Source organism: Burkholderia sp. BDU5 (genome assembly GCF_001522845.1).
GTDB classification, from domain to species: domain Bacteria; phylum Pseudomonadota; class Gammaproteobacteria; order Burkholderiales; family Burkholderiaceae; genus Burkholderia; species Burkholderia mayonis.
Map to the genome: position 1 here is coordinate 57,272 of NZ_LOWC01000009.1, position 16,145 is coordinate 73,416.

Below are 16,145 nucleotides of genomic sequence, written 5' to 3' on the forward strand. Positions count from 1 at the left end.
TCAGCCGCGCACGCAGTCGACGTAGTACTCGGTGCGGCCGTTCATCTCTTCCGCGACGAGACCGTGGATGTCCGTATGGAAGCCCGGGAAGCGCTCGTTGAAATCGCGCGCGAACCGCAGGTAGTTGACGATCGTCTTGTTGAAGCGCTCGCCCGGGATCAGCAGCGGAATGCCCGGCGGATACGGCGTCAGCAGGATGCTCGTCACACGGCCTTCGAGCTCGTCGAGCGGCACGCGGTCGATCTCGCGGTGCGCGAGCTTCGCGAACGCGTCGGACGGCTTCATCGCCGGCTCCATGTTCGACAGGTACATCTCGGTCGTGAGACGCGCGATGTCGTTCGCGCGATACACGTCGTGGATCTGCGTGCACAGGTCGCGCAAGCCGACGCGCTCGTAGATCGGGAACTGCGCGACGAACTCCGGCAGCACGCGCCAGAGCGGCTGGTTGTTGTCGTAGTCGTCCTTGAACTGCTGCAGCTCGGTGACCATCGAGTTCCAGCGGCCCTTCGTGATGCCGATCGTGAACATGATGAAGAACGAATACAGGCCCGTCTTCTCGACGATGATCCCGTGCTCGGCCAGGTACTTCGTGACGATCGCGGCCGGAATGCCGGTCTCGCCGAACTCGCCGTCGACGTCGAGCCCCGGCGTGATGATCGTCGCCTTGATCGGATCGAGCATGTTGAAGCCTTCCGCGAGCGGGCCGAAGCCGTGCCAGCGGTCGTTCGGCTTCAGCAGCCAGTCCGCGCGCGAGCCGATGCCTTCGTCCGACAGGTTGTCCGGGCCCCATACGCTGAAGAACCAGTCGTCGCCGTACTCGGCGTCGACCTTGCGCATCGCGCGGCGGAAGTCGATCGCCTCGGCGATCGATTCCTCGACGAGCGCGGTGCCGCCCGGCGGCTCCATCATCGCGGCCGCGACGTCGCACGACGCGATGATCGCGTACTGCGGGCTCGTCGACGTGTGCATCAGGTACGCCTCGTTGAAGCGATGGCGGTCGAACGTGCGGTTCTCCGAATCCTGCACGACGATCTGCGAAGCCTGCGAGATGCCCGCGAGCAGCTTGTGCGTCGAGTGCGTTGCGAACACGAGCGCGCCGGTGCGCGGCCGGCCCGCGCCGATCGCGTGCATGTCCTGGTAGAACGGATGGAACTCCGCGTGCGGCAGCCACGCCTCGTCGAAGTGCAGCGTGTCGAGCAAATCGCCGAGCAAGTCCTTGATCTGCTCGACGTTGTAGACGACGCCGTCGTACGTGCTCTGCGTGATCGTCAGGATCCGCGGCTTCAGGTTCGGGTTCTTCTTCAGCGCCTCGCGCGCGAACGGATTCGCCTCGATCTTCTTGCGGATGTTCTCCGGCTTGAACTCGTCGCGCGGGATCGGCCCGATGATGCCGAAGTGATTGCGCGTCGGCGTGAGGAACACGGGGATCGCGTGCGTCATCGTGATCGCGTGCAGGATCGACTTGTGGCAGTTGCGGTCGACGAGCACGATGTCGCCCGGCGCGACGGTCGCGTGCCAGACGATCTTGTTAGACGTCGACGTGCCGTTCGTCACGAAGAACAGGTGATCGGCGCTGAAGATCCGCGCGGCGTTGCGCTCGGATGCGGCCACGGGGCCCGTATGGTCGAGCAGCTGGCCGAGCTCGTCGACCGCGTTGCAGACGTCCGCACGCAGCATGTTCTCGCCGAAGAACTGGTGAAACATCTGGCCGAGCGGGTTCTTCAGGAACGCGACGCCGCCCGAGTGGCCCGGGCAGTGCCACGAATACGAGCCTTCGTCCGCGTACTTGACGAGCTCCTTGAAGAACGGCGGCGCGAGCGAATCGAGGTAGACCTTCGCTTCGCGGATGATGTGGCGCGCGACGAACTCCGGCGTGTCCTCGAACATGTGGATGAAGCCGTGCAGCTCGCGCAGGATGTCGTTCGGCAGGTGGCGCGACGTGCGCGTCTCGCCGTACAGGAAGATCGGGATGTCCGCGTTGCGGCGGCGCACTTCGGTGACGAACGCGCGCAGTTCGATGATCGCGGTCGCGAGTTCGGGCAGTTCGCCGTCCGGGCCGGTTTCGCCGAGCATGAGTTCGTCGTCGTCGATCGACAGGATGAAGCACGACGCGCGGCTCGACTGCTGCGCGAACGACGTCAGATCGCCGTAGCTCGTCAAGCCGAGGACTTCGACGCCCTCCTTCTCGATCGCTTCGGCAAGCGCCCGGATGCCGGAGCCCGAGATGTTCTCGGAGCGGAAATCTTCGTCGATGATGACGACGGGAAAACGAAACTTCATGGGCGATTCTCCAAAAAGAACGACCGCGGCGCGAGACGCGCAGCGGTCACCCGGAAACTGGCCGGTGTTCCGATATGCAACCAGATCAGGTTTTCGGCAGCGTGACACCGCGCTGTCCCTGGTACTTGCCGCCGCGATCCGCGTACGACACGTCGCACACCTCGTCGCTCTCGAAGAAGAGGACCTGGGCGACGCCTTCGTTCGCGTAGATCTTCGCGGGCAGCGGCGTGGTGTTCGAGAATTCGAGCGTCACGTAGCCTTCCCATTCGGGCTCGAACGGCGTCACGTTGACGATGATCCCGCAGCGCGCGTACGTCGACTTGCCGAGGCACACGGTCAGCACGGTGCGCGGAATGCGGAAGTACTCGACGGTGCGCGCGAGCGCGAACGAGTTCGGCGGGATGATGCACACATCGCCCTTGAAATCGACGAACGAGCCTTCGTCGAAGTTCTTCGGATCGACGATCGTCGAATTGATGTTCGTGAAGATCTTGAATTCGTCCGCGCAGCGAATGTCGTAGCCGTAGCTCGACGTGCCGTAGCTGACGATCTTGCGGCCGTCTTCGGCGGTGCGAACCTGATCGGGCACGAACGGCTCGATCATCTTGTGCTCTTCGGCCATGCGCCGGATCCACTTGTCGGACTTGATGCTCATAAAAAGGCGCCGGAAAACGCTGCGTGTCTGGATGGATGCCGCCGAACGGTCCGGCGGCCATGAAAGGCGCACATTTTACGCGATCGGGAACGGACCGGCCCGCGTCATTGCCGCACGACGCCGCACGCGAGCGCAGGCCCCGCGCCGTGCTGCGGGAACGCCGGATCGCTCGGGTCGCGGTGGACGAGCACCGAGCGGCCGAGCACCGAGCGCACGCCGTCGAGCGCGACGTCGGGCGCGACGATGAAGCCCGCCGCGACGCCGTTCGCATCCGCGTGGATGTTGCCGAGATCGCCGCCGACGCGCGCGCCCGCGCGCAGGCGGTCCGCCGCGGGCGCGAACACGGCGCCCGCGCTCGAGCCGTCGGCGGCGTTGCAGTCGCCGCGCTCGTGGACCTGCAGCGCGTGATCGCTGTTGGGCGGCAGGCCCGCGAAGTTGTACGTGACCTGCACGCCGTCCGGACGTTCGGCAAGCGTCACCGTACCGCGCGCCTGGCTGCCGACCGTCGGCTGGAGCAGCGCGTCAGCGCGCTTTTCGTGTTGCGATGCAAACGTGGTGCAGCCGGCCAGGAGGCCGATGGCGGCCAGGACAAGCGGCGCATGGCGCGCGAACCAGCCCGGCACGCCGTCGAGTCGTCGTTTCATGCGATCCTCATGCCGGGCGGAACGCTCGGACGAGCGCCCGCCGGGCCGGTAAAGGGACCTTCGGGAAAGTCGTCATGATACCGTGACTCGCCGCGCCGCAAACACCGTCCGACGCGGCCCTGACGGGGATTTTACGTATTTTGAACAACGATCGTCGGAAACTTCGACGACATGTCCCTCGCACGCTCGGCGATCGCGATCGCGACGCCCCGCGCGATCGCGCGGTAGCGCTCGGCGAGCTTGCCGCCCGGGTCCGCGGCGACGGTCGGCGCGCCGCTGTCCGCCTGCTCGCGAATCCGGATGTCGAGCGGCAGGCTGCCGAGCACGGTCACGCCGTACTCCTTCGCCATCCGCTCGGCGCCGCCCGCGCCGAAGATGTGCTCCTCGTGCCCGCAGTTCGAGCACACGTGGATGCTCATGTTCTCGACGATGCCGAGAATCGGGATGTTCACCTTCTCGAACATCTTGAGCCCCTTCTTCGCGTCGAGGAGCGCGATGTCCTGCGGTGTCGTGACGATCACGGCGCCCGTCACCGGCACGCGCTGCGCGAGCGTCAGTTGGATGTCGCCCGTGCCGGGCGGCATGTCGACGATCAGATAGTCGAGCGCGTGCCAGTTGGTCTGACGCAGCAGCTGCTCGAGCGCCGACGTCGCCATCGGGCCGCGCCACACCATCGGATTGTCCTCGCCGACCAAAAAGCCGATCGAGTTCGCCTGCAAACCGTGGCCGACGAGCGGATTCATCGACTTGTTGTCGGGCGACTCCGGCCGGTCGTGGATGCCGAGCATCGTCGGCAGCGACGGGCCGTAGATGTCGGCGTCGAGGATGCCGACCGACGCGCCTTCGGCCGCGAGCGCGAGCGCGAGATTCACGGCCGTCGTGCTCTTGCCGACGCCGCCCTTGCCCGATGCGACCGCGACGATGTTCTTCACGTTCGGCAGCAGCTGCACGCCGCGCTGCACCGCATGCGCGGCGATCTCCTGCGACACCTCGACGCGCGCCTCGCGCACGCCCGGCACCGCGGCGAGCGCCGCGTCGACGCGCGCGCGCGCGTCGACGAACTGGCTCCTCGCCGGATAGCCGAGCACGACGTCGGCCGAAACGGCGTCGCCGTCGATCGTCACGTTGCGAATGCCGCGGTGCGCCGCGTACGGGCGGCCGGTGTTCGGGTCGACGACTGCCGCGAGTGCGGCGTCGACGAGCGCCCTGTCGATACTCATCGAAACTCCGTGGGAACGTCGCTCAAAATCGCCCATAAGGTCAATAATCTTCAAATATCCGGGCGAAAAGCGAGAAAAGTGAAAGAATTTATTGCACGCCATTGCGTAAAGCCGACTTGCGGCGCAATCTTCGCGGGCGGCGCGCTTCGGGGCCACATCGGGGCCATACCGCCTATATTGTAGAGGCTGGGGCGCGCTTGGTCCGAACAGCCATCCTGGCAAACGGGGCTTGTCGCATCGGCGGCAGGCTCCGCGGCCGGGTGCCGGACGGATCGAGGCGCTCGCGCGTCCGCACGCCGGCGCGCGGGTCCCCCCGCCGAAAGAGCAGTTCTTTTTTGTTCTTGTCGAGTCACTCAAGAGAGGAAACCAAGATGAATACCAAAATCGCGACGCGCTTGTCCGTTTTCGCTCTCGCCGGCGCCCTGCTGGCGGGTTGCGCGACCCCGCAAGGAACCAACACGGCAGTCGGCACGGGCACGGGCGCCGCGCTCGGCGCAGGCATCGGCGCGCTGGCTGGCGGCGGCAAGGGCGCGGCGATCGGCGCCGGCGTCGGCGCACTCGTCGGCGGCGTGACGGGCTACAACTGGCAAGCGATCAAGAACAAGCTCGCGCCGTCCGCGCAGCAGACGGGCACGCAGGTCACCGAGCAGCCGGACGGCTCGCTCAAGCTGAACGTGCCGAGTTCGGTCACGTTCGCGACCAACCAGTACGCGGTCACGCCGGCGTTCACGCCGCTCTTGAACGACCTCGCGTCGACGCTGAACCAGAACCCGCAGATCACCGCATCCGTCGTCGGCTACACCGACAGCACGGGCTCGGCGGCGCACAACCAGACGCTGTCGCAAAATCGCGCGCAGAGCGTCGTGAACGCGCTGTCGCAACGCGGCGTCACGGGTGGCCGTCTGTCGGCGCAAGGCATGGGCGCATCGAACCCGATCGCCGACAACGCAACGGAAGCCGGCCGCGCGCAGAACCGCCGCGTCGAGATCTACCTGCGCGCTCCGCAAGCGGCGCAGTAAATCCGACTGCTGGAGAATGGCGTGCCGAGCCCCGCCGGACAAGGCTTTCGAGGCCGCTTGTAACAACTCGAAAAAAATTTCGAACTTCTTGCGAGCGGCGGAGTCTGTCTTTACGGTACGTGACGGTGCTGCCGGCGCGTCACCATTCTCCTCTTGTCGTTGTTGCTCCGGGGCCACATCCGCCCCGGTTTTTTTTGCCCGCGCGACGCCGTTCTGCGTCGCAACATCCGACCTGCCGGCTCCGCCGTCGCCGCACATCGCTCAGCCGACGCAAACATAGCCGCTTTACCAAGAGCTTTCAATTCAAAAATATTACGGCGCGTGACGCTCCGCGCGCGCGCCGGCGAGCGCCGCATCGCAACCCCGCTCGACAGGCGCAACCGCGCGCCGTCCGCCCGTACTTCGGCTGGCGGCCGCCCTGCTAGAATCGCAGCTTCCCTACGATTTTCCGCAAGCAGTCCCTTCAGAGACCCTATGTCCGCATCCGACCTCACCTCCGTGCAGGCCGGCGCGCCGCAAGGCCGCCGCCAGATCCTCGTCACGTCCGCGCTGCCCTATGCGAACGGGCAGATTCACATCGGCCACCTGGTCGAGTACATCCAGACCGACGTCTGGGTGCGGACGATGCGAATGCACGGCCACGAGATCTACTACATCGGCGCGGACGACACGCACGGCACGCCCGTCATGCTGCGCGCCGAGCAGGAAAGCGTGACGCCGAAGCAGTTGATCGAGCGCGTGTGGCGAGAACACAAGCGCGACTTCGACAGCTTCGGGGTCTCGTTCGACAACTTCTATACGACGGACTCCGATGAAAACCGCGTGCTGAGCGAGAAGATCTACCTCGCGCTGAAGAACGCCGGCTTCATCGCCGAGCGCGAGATCGAGCAGGCTTACGATCCCGTCAAGGAAATGTTCCTGCCGGACCGCTTCATCAAGGGCGAGTGCCCGAAATGCCACGCGAAAGACCAGTACGGCGACAGTTGCGAAGTGTGCGGCACGACGTACCAGCCGACGGATCTCGTCAATCCGTACTCGGTCGTGTCGGGCGCGACGCCCGTGCGCAAGACGTCGACGCACTACTTCTTCCGGCTGTCCGACCCGCGCTGCGAGGCATTCCTGCGCGAATGGGTGAGCGGCCTCGCGCAGCCCGAAGCGACCAACAAGATGCGCGAATGGCTCGGCGACGCGGGCGAGGCGAAGCTCGCCGATTGGGACATCTCGCGCGACGCGCCCTACTTCGGCTTCGAGATCCCCGGCGCGCCCGGCAAGTATTTCTACGTGTGGCTCGATGCGCCCGTCGGCTACTACGCGAGCTTCAAGAACCTGTGCGAGCAGCGCGGCATCGATTTCGACGCGTGGATCAAGAAGGACTCGACGACCGAGCAGTATCACTTCATCGGCAAGGACATCCTGTACTTCCACACGCTGTTCTGGCCCGCGATGCTCGAGTTCTCGGACCATCGCACGCCGACCAACGTATTCGCGCACGGCTTTCTGACGGTCGACGGCGCGAAGATGTCGAAGTCGCGCGGCACCTTCATCACCGCGCAGAGCTACATCGACACGGGCCTCAACCCTGAATGGCTGCGCTACTACTTCGCCGCGAAGCTCAACGCGACGATGGAAGACATCGACCTGAACCTCGAGGACTTCCAGGCGCGCGTGAACAGCGACCTCGTCGGCAAGTACGTGAACATCGCGAGCCGCGCGGCGGGTTTCCTGATCAAGCGCTTCGACGGCCGCGTGCAGGACAGCGCAATGAACCATCCGCTCCTCGCGGCGCTGCGCGATGCGATCCCGCAGATCGCCGCGCACTACGAAGCGCGCGAGTACGGCCGCGCGCTGCGCCAGACGATGGAGCTCGCCGACGAGGTCAACGGCTACGTCGACACGGCGAAGCCGTGGGAGCTCGCGAAGGACCCGGCGAACGCGGCCGCGCTGCACGAAACCTGCAGCGTGAGCCTCGAGGCATTCCGCCTGCTGTCGCTCGCGCTGAAGCCCGTGCTGCCGCGCGTCTCGGAGGGCGTCGAAGCGTTCTTCGGCGTCGCGCCGCTCGCGTGGGCCGACGCGAACAAGCCGCTGTCGTCCGAGCAGCCGATCCGCGCGTATCAGCACCTGATGACCCGCGTCGATCCGAAGCAGCTCGACGCGCTCCTCGCCGCGAACCGCGGCTCGCTTCAGGGCGCCGCCGCGGCGGCAGCCGATGCGGGCGCGGCGGGCGGCAACGGCGCGAAGAATGCGAAGCGCGTGAAGGATGCGAAAGCCGCGCCCGCCACCGACGACGCAGTGCCGATCATCGCGATCGACGACTTCGCGAAGATCGATCTGCGCATCGCGAAGATCGTCGCGTGCGAAGCCGTCGATGGCTCCGACAAGCTGCTGCGGCTCACGCTCGACGTCGGCGAGAAGAAGACCCGCAACGTGTTCTCCGGGATCAAGTCGGCGTACCAGCCGGAGGATCTCGTCGGCAAGCTGACGGTGATGATCGCGAACCTAGCGCCGCGCAAGATGAAGTTCGGCGTGTCCGAAGGGATGGTGCTCGCCGCGTCGGCAGCCGACGAAAAGGCCGAGCCGGGCCTCTACATCCTCGAGCCGCATAGCGGCGCGAAGCCCGGCATGCGCGTGAAGTAAGCGGCGACGCACGTCGCCGCGATGCATCCGGAGGGCCGCGACAGCGGCCCTCCGCGTTTTTGCGCAGGCGCGCGGCAATGCGCGATCACGCGCTCGCGTCACCGCGGCTTCACGCCCGTCACGAGGCTGAAGTCTCCGACGCTCGGAATCGTCTCGATCGACGTGAAGCCGGCGTCGGCGAGCATCGCCGACAGCGCGCCGATCACATGCGCGCCCGAGCCGCCGCCGACGTCGAGCATCACGCGACGCCCCCGCGTCACCACCAGCGATCGAAGCGCCGCGTGTAGTTGAGGTCAACGCCCTGGAACGTGCCGCCATACGCGGATATCGCCCAGAATCGCGTCAGGTTGATCGTCGCCTTGAACGCGTTGCTCGCCGACTGCAGCCCCTGCTCGTAGCCGAGCACGAAGCGCTCGTTGATCGCCTTCGACACGAGCACGACCTGCGGATCGGTCAGGCCGACGTCGCTGCGGCCGACCGACACTTCGTCGAGCCCGACCGTCTGCGCGACGCGCTTGCCGGTCGCGCTGCCGAGGAGCGCGAGCGCCGTCGTCATCGCATTCTGCTGGCCGAGGTTGTTGCCCTGGTCGGTGCCGTGGCCGAACAGCAGCCACGACAGCTTTTCGTTATCGTTGACGTTCGGTTCGGACACGAGCCTGACGGCGGGCGACTGCACCGTGCCCGTCACTTGCACGCCCGCCTCGACTTCCTGATTGCGGCGCATCGCGAGAATGTTGATGCCCGGATTCGACACCGGCCCGTTGAACGTGAAGAAGCCGTTCTCGATCGAGAGCTTGCGGCCGAACGAGGTATAGGTCGAGCCTTCCGCCACGCGCACGTTGCCGACCGCGCGCAGCGGCACGCCGGGCGCGCTCATCACCGTCACCGTGCCGGCGAGCCGCAGATCCGCGCCGTGACCCTTGAAGCGGAAGTCGCGGCCGAGGCCGATGTCGATGTTCGCGCGCGGCGCGAGCGGCGGCGCGGGCTTCTCGGTCGCGGGCGCCGGCTTCGCGATCGCGGTGCCCGTCTTCGTCTCGCCGCGCTCGAGGCTGCCCGGACGCACGATCACGACATCGTCCGACAAATGCGGCGCCGCCTCCTCGGGCAGATCGAACAACGCGTGATCGACGGTGAACTTGCCGTTGATCGCGATGCCGCCGCGCGGCGTGTCGTTCTCGACAACCGCCTTGCCCGACAGCGACAGCTTGCGGTCCGGCGCCGCGAAAAGCTCGAGCTTGTCGGCGACGATGCTCGCCGTCAGGTCCGGCTCGCTGCCGTCGAGCCGCACGCGGCCGATCGCGCGCAGCGTGCCGTCGCCGCCGTGAAACTCGACTTGCTCGAACTCGACGAGGTTCTCGGTCAGCTTCACGCGGACGATCCCGTCCTTGAGCTGCACGCCCTGGTCGACGAGCGTCGCCGACAGGTTGTCGCCCGATAGCGTGCCCGACAGCTTCGGCTTCGCGGGCGTGCCCGCGACCGTCAGCTTCAGCGCGGCGCGCCCGTCGAGCAGGTAGCCTGGGCCGAACAGGCCGCCCGTCGACTTCAGCGCCGGCACGTCCGCGTCGATGCGGCCCGTGAGCGGACCGTCCTCGGCGACGCCGAACACACCGTCGCGCAGCGCGAACGGCACGGCGACGCTCGCGTCGAGCGTGCCGATGCGGGTCGCCTGCGCGTGCGCGGTCGCGTTCAGCCGGTTGCCCGGCATGAACGTCGCGCGCGCCGACAGATCGCCGATGCCGAGCGACGCGACGCCGCGTCCGGTTGCGATCGTCACGTCGCCGCTCCTGCGCTTGATCTGCGCATGGCCGGCGGCGGTGTCGCCGAGCGTGACGTCCCAGTCGCCGTCGAGAATCAGATCGGTGCGCAGCGGCGAGCGGTTGCCCGTGAGTTCCGCGCGGATCTCGAGCGCGCGCGCCACCGACAGGTTCGTGATCGAGCCCGCCGTGCGCAGCTTGCCGCGCTCGAGCGCGAACGATTTCAGGTCGAGCGTCGCGCCTTCGACGGACAGCTTCGCCGCGCTCAGCGTCACGTGCCGCGCGCCCGCCGAGATCGCAAGCGGCGTGTCGAGCGAGATCGACGGCGTGCCGCGGTTCGACAGGCGCGTGACGGTGCCGTCCCAGCGCATCCCGTCGCGCGCTTCGACCACTCCGCCATTTGCTGCGACGGCGAGGTTGATCACGCGGCCTTCTGCGATGCCGACCGCGCTCGCATCGAACGTGTGCTTCGCGCGCGTGCCGTTCAGATGCGCGGACAGCGTCTTCAGGTTGATCGAGCCGAGCGCGATGTCGTTCGCGTCGGCGGTGAACACGAGCGCGCCTTTCGCGCCGTCGCGAATGTCCGCGCGGCCTTGCGCCGCGCCGATCCGGTTCGAGCCGAACACGACGCCGCTCGCCGTGTATTCGGCGACGACGTTCGGATGCGCGAACGAGCCCGTCAGCTCGCCGTTCGCGCGCACGAGGCCCGCGAGGCCGAAGCCGAGACGCTCGAGCTGCGGCGCGTCGACGGAAAAGCGCAGCCGGTCGCCGGGCGCGCCGAAGCTGCCGCGCAGGTCGACCTGGTTGCCCGCGATCGACAGGTTCGCGCTGCTCGGCAGGACCCGCGAGCCCGCCATCTGCACCGTGCCTTCGCCCGTCATCGGCAGGCCGTCGTAGACGCTGTCGCCGAGCTTGAACTGCGCTTTCGTCGAGAAGCCGGGCGCGAGCGCGCCCGTCGCCGCGAGCGTGCCGTTCACGCGCGCCGCGCCCGCGCGCGGGCCGGCCGATGTCTGCGCGATCTTCGCGTTGCCGCCGCGCTTGCCGCCCTTCGCTGGCTTCGCGCCCTTCGCGCCTTTGCCGCCGTCCGGCTTCGCGGCCGACGACGCGCCGGCCGCCGCCAGCGCGAGCGGATCGAAATCGACGAGCTTCGCCTTCAGGTCGTAGGTCGAGCGCGCGTCGTGCTCGAGCACGCCCGCGAGCTCGACGCGCCCCTTGCCCGCCGTCACGCGCGCGTCGGCGATCGTCGTCTGCTTCGCGTCGAGCTTGATCTTCGCCTTCGCGCCGAGCGCGAGCTTCGCGTCGGCGAGATCGAAGTCGATCGTCTGCGCGCCGGGCTCGAGCGCGACGCCGACGGGCCCCGCGAGCCGCATCGGCCGCAGCACGGCGACGAACGCGTTCGGATCGAGATTCGCGACCTTCAGATCGAACTTGCCGCGGCCGCTCGCGAGCGCGCCGCTGCCCGTCACGCTGCCGTCGCGGATCGTGCGCACCTCGAGCGCGCCGATGCGCTGCGCGTGCGCGTCGAGCCGCACGTTCGCGTGCGCGTCGACGAGCGGCAGCAGTTCGTCGCCGAGCGTGCCGGGCTTCGCGTTGACGATCGACACCGAGCCCGTGACGACGAACGCCTTCGGTGTCTTCGGATCGGGCGTCGCGGGCTCGAGCTGCGCGCGCACGGCGAGATCGGCGACGGGCGCGCTCGGCGACAGCGCACGCGGATTCACGTGATCGAACACGATCGATGCGCGCGTGAGCGGCACGTCGCCGAACGGCGCGGCCTCGACGTGCGCGCGGCCCGCGAGCTTCATCCCCGAAGCGTCGAGGTCCGCGGCGAGCGCTTCGAGCGAGCCCGACACGCGTGCGCGCGCATCGACCGGCTCGCCCGACAGCTTGCCCGCATAGGTCGCGCCGCCATCGATCGCGAACGGCCGCACGCCGTCGAGCCGCGCGTTCGCGGTCAGCGCGCCGAACGGCGTGTCGAGGCGCTCGATTGTCGCGTCATGGCGACGGCCGTCGCTCGCGCCGCGGAAGATCAGGTTGTCGAGCTCGGTCGTCGAGCCGGCTTCGTGGATCAGCAGCTTGCCGAAGCGCAGATCCTCGATGGCGAGTTGCAGCGGCAGTTGCAGGTCCTGTGGCATGACCGTCGGCGAAGGCGGCGAAGGCGCGATGCGCACGTCGATCGAACCCGCGCGCAGCGACGCGATCGTGAAGCGCCACGGCGCACGCGTGAGCGCCCAGCGTCCGGCGACGCGATCGATCCTCACTTCGGTGCCCGAACCATCGGGGCTCGTCCACGCGAGCTGCGTTAGCCGCACGCCGGTCGCGAGCGTGCCGCCTTCGAGCGTGCCCGAAAGCCGCCCGCCGAGCAGCTTGACGGCCGCCCGCCACGCGAGCTGCGTGCCGCGCTCGGTCGTCGCGGCGGCGAAGAGCGCGCCCGCCGTCGCGACGACGAGCACGACGACGACGAGCGCCGTCCACGCGAGCACGGCGAACGCGCGCCGGCCGCGCGAGCGTCTGTTCGGCGCGGTATCGCGCGGGCCGTGGGGCGCGCCGCCGTCCGGCGCGTCGGGTGGAGTCGGGTCGGATACGTCCTTCGTCATGCCAAATGAAAAATCAGAATGCGATGCCGAGCGTCAAATACGGACGCACGCTCTTGTTCTTCAAGCCGTAAGCCAGATCGAAATTGACCGGGCCGACCGGGCTGCGCCAGCGCATGCCGACACCCGCGCCCGGATAGAACACCTTCTCGCCCCACGCGTCGGTCGCCGTGCCGATGTCGAAGAAGGTCGCTGCGCCCCAGTCGCGATTGAACCAGTGCTGGTATTCGGCCGTGCCCGTCACGAGATACTTGGTCGGCAGCACCGAGCCGTCGACCGAATTGCCGATGCTCTGATAGCCGTAGCCGCGCACCGAGTTCGAGCCGCCCGCGCGGAAGAGGAGCGACGCCGGCACGCCCGACGAGCTACCGCTCGTAAACACGCCGCCCAGCTCCGCGCGAAACACGAAGAGATCGCGCTTGCCGATCGGCATGTATTGCTGGCCGCGCGCGTAGCCGCGAATGAACGTCTGGTCGGTCAGCACGCCCTTCACCGCGAAGCCGGCTTCCGCATGGATCAGGTTGCCCGAGCGCGGGAACAGCGGATCGTCGACGTCGCGGCGCGTCCACGCCCATTGCGGGACGAGCGCGCGGCTCGTCGTCGGGCCGGCGCCGTTCTGGTCGAGCCGGTCCTGATAGAACATCAGCGAGTACGTATAGTCGATGAACTGGCCGGCGCGCGTGCGCTGCGCACCGACGCGCGCGCTGTAGATCCGCGTGCCCGACACGTTCGTGTTCGTGTACGACGCGAGGATGCTGTTGGTCCACGCGCGCGGGCCGGGCGGCATCGAAAGCTGGACCTGCCCGTACTGCTGGATCTTGTCGATCCGCCCCGACACCGACAGCGGCCACGCGGCGCCGAACGTGTCGAGATACGTGTACGAGCCCTGGATGTGCGGCCCCGTGTCGGTCGCGTAGCCGATCCCGCCGCGCACGCTGTTGTACTGATACTCGCTGACCTTCACGTGCACGGACGTGTCGAGCGGCCGCGCGACGTCGTCCGATACGTCGATCGCGACGCTCGCGTAGTACGGCGTGTTCTGCAATTGGCGCTGCAATTCGGCGATGCGCTTCGCATCGTAGATCTCGCCGGCGGACAGCGGATTCACGTTGCGCACGATCTTCTCCGGATAGCGGCGCACGCCGGACACGTCGAGCTCGCCGAGCGTAAACGTCGGCCCGCTGTCGAACGTCACGGCGAGCCTCGCCTCGCGCGTGCGCGGATCGACGCGCGCCTCCGACGCGGTGATCTTCGCGCCGAGATAGCGGCGCGCCTGCAATTGCTTGAGCGCCGCGTTCTTCGCGTCGTCCCAGCCGGACTGCGTGAACGCGTCGCCCGGCTTGAGCGAGAACGCGAGGCGCGTCGCCGTCTCCTGCTTCGGGTCCTCGCTCGCGACCGGGCCGTCGAACGTCAGATCGACGGCCGACACGACCGTCTGCGCGCCCGGCTCGACCGACACCGTCACGCGGCGCTCGCCGCCGCGCGTGCGCACGTCGGTGCGCACGACGGGCGAGAAGTAGCCAGCCGTCGCGGCAAGCTCGCGCACCTGTTGCGGCGTCGCGGTCACGAGGAATTCGAACTGATCAACACTCAAGTCCTCGCGCTTCGCGAAGCGGGCGATGTCGAGGTGCTGCTTGAGCAGGCTCTTGACCGAGCGCGGCGCGTCGATCTCGACCGCGTACTTCGCGAACGCGGGCGCCGCGAGCGCGGCCACGCAGCCGGCGAGCAGCACGCGCAAACCACGCCGCGCAAATGCGCGCCATCCGGGCGCCCGGCTCGACGCGCCGCGCGCGGCGCGCGAAAAAGCACGCTGTCGTGGTGCCCGCCCTGCCAAACAAGACCTCCGCTGTAAGAATATCGTCGGACCAACGCCGTCATTTGAACACAGTGCCGTGGGCGCAGAACGCGCTTTCGGCCACATTGCCGCACGACGATCGCGCTTTCGACGCCTTTTGCCGCCGGCTGTTCCCCGCGTTGCGGTAAAATCCCATCGATCGCATTCGCGGGCGCGCCGCGCCCGGCCCAGAACGGAAAGCCAAGCCATGCCGTACCAGTCCGACATCACGCAATTCCTGAATCAGCTGAAGCAGCAGAAGCCGACGCTCGAAGAAGAACAGCGCAAGGGCCGCTCGCTGCTGTGGGACAAGCAGCCGATCGACCTCGACGAGCGCGACACGCAGCAGCAATCGAGCGTTCGCCAGACCTCGTACGTCTACTACCAGAACTTCTGACGCCGTGAGCGCCGCCGACGAGGCCAGCGCCAGCGCGCAGCCCGAAGACGCGATCGCCGCGCCCGCAGGCGCGGATTCGACGCCCGACACGGTCGACGGCGTCGCGGCGTTCGCTCGCCTGTATGGCGAGCCGCTCTTCAAGTTGCCGCAGGACCTGTACATCCCGCCGGACGCGCTCGAAATCTTTCTCGAAACGTTCGAAGGTCCGCTCGATCTGCTGCTGTACCTGATCCGCAAGCAGAACTTCAACGTGCTCGACATCCCGATGGCGGACGTCACCGCGCAGTATCTCGGCTACGTCGATCAGATCCGTGAATCGAACCTGGAGCTCGCGGCCGAGTACCTGCTAATGGCGGCGATGCTGATCGAGATCAAGTCGCGGATGCTGCTGCCCGTGAAGAAGGCGGACACGGGCGAGGAAGCGGAGGATCCGCGCGCCGAGCTCGTGCGGCGCCTGCTCGAGTACGAGCAGATGAAACTCGCCGCGCAGCGCCTCGATCAGCTCCCGCAGCTCGGCCGCGACTTCCTGCGCGCCGAGGTGTACATCGAGCAGAGCATCACGCCGCGCTTCCCGGACGTGAACGCCGACGACCTGCGCGCCGCGTGGGCCGACGTGCTGAAGCGCGCGAAGCTCGTCCAGCATCACAGGATCTCGCGCGAGGAGCTGTCGGTGCGCGAGCACATGAGCCTCATCCTGCGCAAGCTGCAGAACGCGCGCTTCATGGAGTTCGCCGATCTATTCGACACGTCGCGCGGCATGCCCGTCGTCGTCGTCAACTTCATCGCGATGCTCGAGCTCGCGCGCGAATCGCTCGTCGAGATCACGCAGGCCGAGCCGTTCGCGCCGATCTACGTGCGGCTCGCTTATCTGCCGGCTTGAGCGGCTGCGCGCGCGAGTCCGTCGTTCGGCCGAGCGCCGGCTCTTTTTTCGAATATGGCGGCTGGTTCGGCGAGCCTTGCTCGGGCGTTTGAGCCTGGACCGGGTCGTTTCCTCTGTAGATTGCCGCTTCGGCGCATGCGCGCCGCGCGCTCGCCGGCGTCGATTGCCGCCACCGTCAACGGCGTCGGCCGTCGATACGAATCCGCGTCTCTTTGTATTGATTCGCCGATTCGC

General features: G+C 67.6%; 11 protein-coding genes. 4 read left to right on the top strand and 7 right to left on the bottom strand.

Features of this window, described 5'->3' with window-relative positions:
- From WS69_RS02220 to apbC, 4 genes are all read right to left on the bottom strand, one after another.
- Entirely contained in the window at positions 1–2,280 is a 2,280-nt protein-coding gene (locus WS69_RS02220; RefSeq protein WP_059469194.1) for an arginine/lysine/ornithine decarboxylase, read from the bottom strand.
- Positions 2,281–2,365: 85 nt separating this feature from the next.
- Positions 2,366–2,935, bottom strand: a complete 570-nt coding sequence (dcd, locus tag WS69_RS02225) for a dCTP deaminase (protein ID WP_010102234.1) — start codon at positions 2,933–2,935, stop codon at positions 2,366–2,368.
- 104 nt (positions 2,936–3,039) lie between these two features.
- Positions 3,040–3,579 (bottom strand): superoxide dismutase [Cu-Zn], encoded by a 540-nt coding sequence (gene sodC / locus WS69_RS02230; RefSeq protein ID WP_059469195.1) that lies wholly within the window; start codon positions 3,577–3,579, stop codon positions 3,040–3,042.
- Positions 3,580–3,710: 131 nt separating this feature from the next.
- Positions 3,711–4,799: an iron-sulfur cluster carrier protein ApbC gene (apbC, locus tag WS69_RS02235; protein WP_059469196.1), complete on the bottom strand. Its 1,089-nt coding sequence runs from the start codon at positions 4,797–4,799 to the stop codon at positions 3,711–3,713.
- Between the two features lie 371 nt (positions 4,800–5,170).
- On the opposite strand from apbC, the gene WS69_RS02240 reads away from it, so the two are divergent.
- Complete coding sequence (locus tag WS69_RS02240; RefSeq protein ID WP_059469197.1) at positions 5,171–5,818, top strand: OmpA family protein; 648 nt, start codon at positions 5,171–5,173, stop codon at positions 5,816–5,818.
- A gap of 474 nt (positions 5,819–6,292) precedes the next feature.
- Positions 6,293–8,452, top strand: coding sequence for a methionine--tRNA ligase (gene metG, locus WS69_RS02245; RefSeq protein ID WP_059469198.1), 2,160 nt, complete (start codon positions 6,293–6,295; stop codon positions 8,450–8,452).
- 98 nt (positions 8,453–8,550) lie between these two features.
- Here metG and WS69_RS32860 read toward each other — a convergent pair whose 3' ends face one another.
- The 3 genes from WS69_RS32860 to WS69_RS02255 are packed head-to-tail and all read right to left on the bottom strand — an operon-like array spanning position 8,551 to position 14,634.
- Positions 8,551–8,712, bottom strand: a complete 162-nt coding sequence (locus tag WS69_RS32860; protein ID WP_156437904.1) for a hypothetical protein — start codon at positions 8,710–8,712, stop codon at positions 8,551–8,553.
- Positions 8,709–12,803 carry a translocation/assembly module TamB domain-containing protein gene (locus tag WS69_RS02250; RefSeq protein ID WP_059469199.1) on the bottom strand — a complete coding sequence of 1,365 codons (4,095 nt, stop codon included), beginning with the start codon at positions 12,801–12,803 and terminating at the stop codon, positions 8,709–8,711. The genes WS69_RS32860 and WS69_RS02250 overlap by 4 nt, the downstream gene beginning before the upstream one ends.
- 13 nt (positions 12,804–12,816) lie before the next feature.
- Positions 12,817–14,634: an autotransporter assembly complex protein TamA gene (locus tag WS69_RS02255; protein WP_059469200.1), complete on the bottom strand. Its 1,818-nt coding sequence runs from the start codon at positions 14,632–14,634 to the stop codon at positions 12,817–12,819.
- 208 nt (positions 14,635–14,842) lie between these two features.
- Between WS69_RS02255 and WS69_RS02260 the strand changes: the two genes are divergently transcribed.
- Positions 14,843–15,031: a DUF3460 family protein gene (locus tag WS69_RS02260; protein WP_059469201.1), complete on the top strand. Its 189-nt coding sequence runs from the start codon at positions 14,843–14,845 to the stop codon at positions 15,029–15,031.
- A 4-nt stretch (positions 15,032–15,035) separates the two neighbouring features.
- Positions 15,036–15,911 (top strand): segregation and condensation protein A, encoded by an 876-nt coding sequence (locus tag WS69_RS02265; protein WP_059469202.1) that lies wholly within the window; start codon positions 15,036–15,038, stop codon positions 15,909–15,911.
- Positions 15,912–16,145: the final 234 nt, after the last annotated feature.

Excerpts from the sequence above, each read along its gene's own strand:
- WS69_RS02220 (WP_059469194.1), bottom strand. The coding sequence starts at position 2,280 with ATGAAGTTTCGTTTTCCCGTCGTCATCATCGACGAAGATTTCCGCTCC.
- WS69_RS02260 (WP_059469201.1), top strand. The coding sequence starts at position 14,843 with ATGCCGTACCAGTCCGACATCACGCAATTCCTGAATCAGCTGAAGCAG.
- WS69_RS02250 (WP_059469199.1), bottom strand. The coding sequence starts at position 12,803 with ATGACGAAGGACGTATCCGACCCGACTCCACCCGACGCGCCGGACGGC.
- dcd (WP_010102234.1), bottom strand. The coding sequence starts at position 2,935 with ATGAGCATCAAGTCCGACAAGTGGATCCGGCGCATGGCCGAAGAGCAC.
- WS69_RS02240 (WP_059469197.1), top strand. The coding sequence starts at position 5,171 with ATGAATACCAAAATCGCGACGCGCTTGTCCGTTTTCGCTCTCGCCGGC.
- sodC (WP_059469195.1), bottom strand. The coding sequence starts at position 3,579 with ATGAAACGACGACTCGACGGCGTGCCGGGCTGGTTCGCGCGCCATGCG.
- apbC (WP_059469196.1), bottom strand. The coding sequence starts at position 4,799 with ATGAGTATCGACAGGGCGCTCGTCGACGCCGCACTCGCGGCAGTCGTC.
- metG (WP_059469198.1), top strand. The coding sequence starts at position 6,293 with ATGTCCGCATCCGACCTCACCTCCGTGCAGGCCGGCGCGCCGCAAGGC.